The organism is Pseudopedobacter sp., assembly GCF_040392825.1.
In the GTDB taxonomy this organism is placed as follows: domain Bacteria; phylum Bacteroidota; class Bacteroidia; order Sphingobacteriales; family Sphingobacteriaceae; genus Pseudopedobacter.
Genome location: NZ_JBEBVH010000277.1, coordinates 1 through 4,886, shown reverse-complemented (window position 1 = coordinate 4,886; position 4,886 = coordinate 1). Strand labels below are relative to the sequence as shown.

Genomic DNA, 4,886 nt, shown 5'->3' with positions numbered 1-4,886 from the left:
TCATCGCCTGCTTTTTGTGAATCTTCTCCTATATATACATGGTTATTGATACCCATTTGTAGTTTAGTCATATCATGACCCATTTTTTTGGCAGTTTCACGATAAAGGTTTACAAAAGGCACAAACTGTTCAGGCATACCGCCAATAATAGCTAACATTAAAGGCAGGCCAAGGGTAGCTGCCCTCACAGCCGATGCAGGTGTACCACCGGCAGCAAGCCAGATTGGTAATTCTTGCTGATAAGGACGTGGATAAACACCTCTATTTTCAAACGAAGGTCGGTGCTTGCCTGTCCAGGAAAGCACTTCATTCTGATTGATCTTTAGTAACAGGTTTAACTTCTCCGTAAATAATTCATCGTAATCTTTGAGGTTATAACCAAATAGGGGAAAAGACTCGATAAAAGATCCTCTGCCTGCAATTATTTCTGCTCGTCCGCTGGATATCAAATCCACTGTTGAAAAATCTTGAAATACACGCACCGGGTCATCTGAACTGAGCACGGTTACTGCACTTGCAAGTTTAATACGTTTTGTAATACTAGCTGCTGCGGCCAATATAATTGCAGGAGATGAAACCGCATAATCAGGACGATGATGCTCGCCAACACCAAATACATCCAATCCTAATTGATCTGCCAGTTGAATTTCTTCTAATAAATCTTTGATACGTTGATGTGCATTTATTGCCCCTCCACTTAAGGTTTCTGGCAGCATATCAGCGAAAGTAATTAAGCCTAATTCCATATCTTCTGTGTTTCCTTGAAACTTAATAAATTATTCCTTATCTTCTTTTATTGATTTTAAGCCTTTTGTCCAGCGTACCAGTTGCTTTAACATATTATCAGCAGCTTTGTGTGAAATTTCATTGGCTTCAAATTCGTTCTGATCGTTTATGTTTTGTTGAAAAAATGGAAAGTTTACGGCCTCAACTAATGGGACAATTCTAAAAGTAGAAAGATCTGCCTTTAAACTATTGCAAGCTCTTGTTCCACCTGAAATACCACCATAACTTACAATCCCAGCAGGCTTGTAACCCCATTCCTGAGAAAGATACTCTAATGCATTCCTTAAAGGAGCAGGATAGTTATAATCATACTCTCCTGTTACGAAGATGAATGCATCAGCTTCGTCTATTTTGGCACTCCACCATTTGGTATGTTCATGTTCGTACTTCTTTAATACAGGATGATTGGGCTCATTCATCATTGGCAAGTTAATTTCAGCAAGATCTAAAAGTTCTACATTGAAATTTGGATTCTGCTTCGCTAATTCAGTAATCCATGCTGCTACAATAGGGCCTTTCCGACCGGGACGAACAGTAGAAGTAATTATTTTAAGCTTGTACATATTGAAAATTATTTGTGGTTATCTAATGCAATGTATAAAAATTATAAATGATAAAATAAGCTGAGATTTATACGCCTTCTTTATACCTCGTATTAAACTTGCTATACATTATCGGGTGGTTATCGGGTAATCCTTCCGTTGAGTCTGCGTTTTTTAGGCCTTTTTAACGGAGATACAATGGACGATATACTTGAAATTTTTTGAAGTGTATATAACAAGCTAGATTTTAAAGATTTTAAAGCGCTCAGGCACATAATTTTTTAGAACTAAATTAGGTGTTAGGTTGTTATAAGCACTGAAAGTATCATCTTATTAATAGCATCAGGGTTTTCTTGTGAAACATTCTTGTTATTATTTGATAATCAAGTTTGAAGTGCAATTAATCTACTGATAGATTAGTTACATTAGCTTTCTAAATCATAACAATTATTCATTTATTTAACCAATTTAAAAATGAAAAAGTATTTTATTTATCGCATGCTGATCATGGTCATATTTCCAATGTTGGCCTTGTCAAGTGTTACTTTAGCTCAGCAACAACCGCAGACTCCACCTCAAGGAGGAAGAATGGGCGGTGGCATGGGTGCCGATCCTGACAGAGTTGTTGAAGGCGGAGGTGTTTTTCCGACTGGATGGAGTGTTCGTACAGATGCTAACAGACGTACAGGTGAAGAACCGCCAGCTAATCAAGTTGTTTTTCAAGCTAAGGGAGATGGTTTCCATACTACATTAGGGCCAGCTTCTACGTTTTACAATCCGGCGTGGACAAAGAGTGGAGATTTAAAGTTTTCTGCTCGTTTAACCCAGCTTAAAAAACCAACCCATCAAATTGCGTATGGCTTGTATATTGGTGGAACTGATCTTGCTGGCCCTAATCAGGCATATACCTATTTTATGATTAGAAATACAGGAGAGTATTTGATTAAAACTCGTAAAGGCACAGAAACACCGGTTATTACTAATTGGACAGCCAATGATGTTGTTGTTAAAGAAGATGCAAACGGTTTGCAACAAAATGTATTGGGTATAGAGGTTAAAGGGAATGATGTAATCTTCAGTATAAATGGTAAAGAGGTTGCTCGTAAAACTAAGGCTGAATTACCTGCAGCTGGATTGTATGGCTTTCGGATAGATCATAATTTGGATGTAGATATTGACCAGATTCAACGTAATTAATTGATAATTATAGAATAAAAGGCCTCTTTTGCTTTATGTAAAGAGGCCTTTTGTTATGAATCTTGAAACCAATGAGATTATTATTCTATTTGACTTATAACTTTCTCGAGTACGGTATCTTTATGATCTAATAAATCTTTAGATGACATCGTTATTTTGTAATCTGGTAATACTCCTCTTGAGCCATCTTGAATTGGGTTTACATGCATGTAATAACCTCCTAATGGCATGGCTAATACCATTTTAGTCTTAGGCAAATTAACAAAACTAAAGATACCGCTATTATTTCCACTATATGCCCCACCAGCTTCTTCGCCGAAAAACAGACCGCGATTTTCTGATTTAGCCACAGATAGGAATTCGGCTGCTGAAGAATAACTAAGACCATCCATTAAAAAATAGGTTTTATGAGTATAGTTGTTCTTTGCTGGTTTCTGGATGCCAAAATTATCATGGCGAGTCCATAGAAACTTATTATCCTTCTTTTTAATAAATAGGGGCATCAGTCCAATAACTTTTGGAAAAGATGCATATGGCAAAAAGGAAAACTGTTTTTTCTTTTTTGCTTTAACTTCTATACGATCATAATAGAGGAAGTCTTTTAAAGCAATTTTGGAGAATAAATAAGCTCCTAATTTATCATAGCCACCCTGGTTTCCCCGTACATCAATAATTAAGTGATGAATATTTTTAGCTTTTATAGCTTGGAAAGCAGAATCTATAAACTTTTTAATTCCTTTCTTATTAGAATAAAAGTCGGCCATACGTAAATAAGCAATCGAATCCTGAGGAAAGGATAAGTTATTATTTGATTTAAGGATAGATGGAGATTCTTCCTTTAACTTATACCAAATATCATTGTTAATTCCTTTGGTTGTTACGGTAGACGTTGTATTGTTGTATTGGTATTCTATGGTATAGTTTGTGGGATTTTCAATTAGGTTTGAATATCTGGCACTAAATTCATCTGCCACTTCCCTTTCTTTGGCGCTTTCAATATTTCCATCAGAAAATTGCGCTTTGTATAATACCGACAGGATTGAATCGATTGGTTTGTTATTGATTTTTAATATTTGCGCTCCAATAGGTATTTGAGTTTGATCATTACTATTAATTATGGTTGCTTTATTAGCTCGTATATCCACAGTAAATGGTAAGACATTTTGATCGTTAAAAAAGAAAGGGTAGGAGCTGAAATAGTTAAAGCTGGGATGAAGTTTAGTATGTCCGCATTGTAAAGAAGCTACGATAGTATTTGCTTGTTTATAGAAATCATACATTGTCATTTTCTCAGGGAGATGATTGTAAACTTCATTAAAAACAGAGTCGAAGTCGGAGGAAAATCTATTATATCCTGGATGAGCTTGCGTAATAGCTGTTTTTAATATTTTCAAATCGTTCTCAATTTGGACTTTTGTATAAGTACTATCTTTATACTGAGCAGATAAAGAATTTGATATTAGAATAAAAAGAATAGCGATCTTGGTTTTCATGAGATTTTAAAATGTAGTTCTAAGTGCTTTGTTTTTCAGCACAAAGAACAGCTATATTTTTCATTGTGTCGTCTAATCTTAGAAGGACAGACCTATTTGTTGTTTATGTTTCTTGTTCTTTAATATAAGTAGACGGAGTGATGCCTTCTTGTTTTTTGAAGACTGAATTAAAAGTAGCTTTTGAGTTAAAACCGCAATTTAGAGCTATTCCTAGAATGGATAAATGGTCATTGTCCAGGTCTTTTGCTTGTTTTTTAAATTCTTCTATTCTGTAACCATTTATAAACTCAAAGAAGTTTTTGTTAAATGAAATATTAATTGCCTGAGATAAATGATGTCTTTTTACGATCAATTGAGCGCTTAGATCATCTATGCTTAAATCTGGATTTAAATAAGGTTTTTCTTTAGCCATATATTCTTTTAATTTCAATTTTATCTTTTCAACTTCTTTAAGAGATAGGGCAGTCTTTGAATATTTCTTACCAATGTCTTCGGAGGGTAAATTGGTTGTATTGATAGTATTGCTTATCGAGGTTTGAGGATTTTTATAGTTAGAATGGCTTAATAGGAGTTTATATGCAATCCAATAGATAAGGGGGACTACTAAGAGAAAGTTATAAGGATAAATTGCAGATAGGAAAGATGCGTTATGCTTTTTGGCAAAGAAAGCTATTATAGAAAAGATCATTATAATCAAAATTGCCCATAAAAACTGCTCTAACCATTTTATGTAAACTCTGCTGGGGTTCGAAAAATAAGTAGGTAATTTCTTCTTGCATGTATAAAATACCCATAGAGAAAACAATACAAATCCAATATGGATAAAACCTGTTAAACTATTGTAAATACCAAAATCAGCATTGCTAAC

General features: G+C 34.7%; 5 protein-coding genes. 1 reads left to right on the top strand and 4 read right to left on the bottom strand.

The features are described 5' to 3' along the window. A partial coding sequence (locus ABWO41_RS15370) for an LLM class flavin-dependent oxidoreductase (protein ID WP_353139949.1) occupies window positions 1–716 on the bottom strand: 716 nt, incomplete at its 3' end. Between the two features lie 60 nt (window positions 717–776). After that, entirely contained in the window at window positions 777–1,349 is a 573-nt protein-coding gene (locus ABWO41_RS15365; RefSeq protein WP_353139947.1) for an NADPH-dependent FMN reductase, read from the bottom strand. Window positions 1,350–1,802: 453 nt separating this feature from the next. Between ABWO41_RS15365 and ABWO41_RS15360 the strand changes: the two genes are divergently transcribed. Beyond that, window positions 1,803–2,525, top strand: a complete 723-nt coding sequence (locus ABWO41_RS15360) for a hypothetical protein (protein WP_353139945.1) — start codon at window positions 1,803–1,805, stop codon at window positions 2,523–2,525. Window positions 2,526–2,605: 80 nt separating this feature from the next. Here ABWO41_RS15360 and ABWO41_RS15355 read toward each other — a convergent pair whose 3' ends face one another. Both ABWO41_RS15355 and ABWO41_RS15350 read right to left on the bottom strand, forming a co-directional pair. Then, window positions 2,606–4,018, bottom strand: coding sequence for a S41 family peptidase (locus ABWO41_RS15355; protein ID WP_353139943.1), 1,413 nt, complete (start codon window positions 4,016–4,018; stop codon window positions 2,606–2,608). A gap of 103 nt (window positions 4,019–4,121) precedes the next feature. Further along, the coding region (locus ABWO41_RS15350) for a helix-turn-helix domain-containing protein (protein WP_353139941.1) at window positions 4,122–4,886 on the bottom strand (765 nt) is incomplete at its 5' end.